1 protein-coding gene is annotated in these 1,564 nt (G+C 41.0%); it reads left to right on the top strand.

What is annotated here, in order from left to right; translation table 11 throughout:
- Positions 1 to 92: 92 nt before the first annotated feature.
- A complete protein-coding gene (locus KDK16_RS12345) occupies positions 93 to 1,547 on the top strand; it encodes a hypothetical protein (RefSeq protein WP_257276347.1) in 1,455 nt (484 codons plus the stop codon).
- The last annotated feature ends 17 nt before the right edge of the window (positions 1,548 to 1,564 follow it).

Below are 1,564 nucleotides of genomic sequence, written 5' to 3'. Positions count from 1 at the left end.
CTTATGTTGGGAGAATCTCTCCTTTTGCTCTCAACCCGAATACGACCCATCTTATATTTGCCATGAACCATGAAACTGAGCAAGTCAAAAAAATGGATGAATCGGAGGGAGCACGAGCACAGCAGCTTCAGCCTTTAATAGACACTCCACTCCCACCAATGACCCGTGTACAGGTTGCTGCCATTATTCAGGGGTTGAATACAGGCATTGATGAAGAAATCTTAAACACTATGTTGAGCTATGTCCCGGCAAAGCCTCCCGAAGAAAGCCTGACCATTCTTGGTATGATTGATACAGTGAAACTAATTCTCAATATTAAGATTGACAAAGACCAGAAAAAGTTGATGGAAGTTCTATATTCAATTCAGGGTACCGAATCTCCTATCGATATGGCCAATCCACAGCACCAACGGAGCCTCGCGAAGTTGATGGTGAGTTACTATACAGCCATCCATTGCAAGGGAACCCCCCTTAAAGCAAATAGTTTCTTTTTTCTCTCATTCCTGCTTGATGCTACTCATTTGTCTGGTATCGAGAGACTCTATGCCAAAAAAGGTGACCTTTTTGGTGTAAAAGAACCCATACAAGATCTCAACGTTTTAAAAGCAAATATTAAAGAAACTGCTACAGTCTTCTCTGACCTGATGCTGTTGGAAGAAATGCGCCTTGAGTTTTTGTTGCGAAAAATGGAGGACCCCTTTGAAACTGAAAAATACGGGGCATCATTCGATGCAATGCTATTAGCCTCTTCCTCTCTACTCAACTACTACGTTAATGATTTCGGAATGCCGGTTTGTCTGCGTAATATAAAATCAGATAAACGAATGTTAAGGCTAATAAAAGAATACGGTGAAAAAAAACCTGAATTAGTTGTTTGGAATAGTCTTTTCGTGAGTTTCATTGATACCTTAAGCCTGATGCTTGATCCTTTTGTTATACAACTCGCAAATACACACATTGACAACATGTCGAGTTATTTTAGCCGCTCAAATTGGGATCAAACCATTCCTGACTTTACCGGTAAAGAAGCCAAAGAACAGAAATTATTTGAAATATTTAAAAAGGTGGTAACCGACGCAAAAGATAACCCGGGAAATGAACATCCTGAATTATTTCAAGAATTGCTTATAGCCATAGAAAAATACATGTCATATCAATTACAAAAAACTTTTACTGATCAAAATGATTACCAAGTCATACTGGTAACCCTCTGCATAGGATTTGAGGACCTGCTGGAACAATCACGCAAGACGCTATTATACCTTGAGGCAGGTGCTGTACTCCTTGAGGCAGGTGCTGTCATCAATGCCAATCAGCAGGCTGATGGAGCCAAACATGACAAGACCACAGGGGGAGATGATGAAAAAGAGTTCGACAAAGAAGACAGGCTGAGAAAACACCTGGATGAACGTATATACGACTTGCGAGCTTTCGTCAACTTGCTCATGTCTAAATATGCTTTTGCCATGGAGACGCCTTACAGTTCTGAAAGCAGTGATACTGACAGCAGCGCCTCTGATATGCTTGATTCCTTCAGAGAAGAGTAGCCTGGACGGAGTTTGTT

The organism is Endozoicomonas sp. SESOKO4 (genome assembly GCF_024606275.1).
This window is presented reverse-complemented; position numbering and strand designations above follow the sequence as displayed.

Coding starts and splice junctions, on each gene's coding strand:
- KDK16_RS12345 (WP_257276347.1), top strand. CDS start 93: ATGGATGAATCGGAGGGAGCACGAGCACAGCAGCTTCAGCCTTTAATA.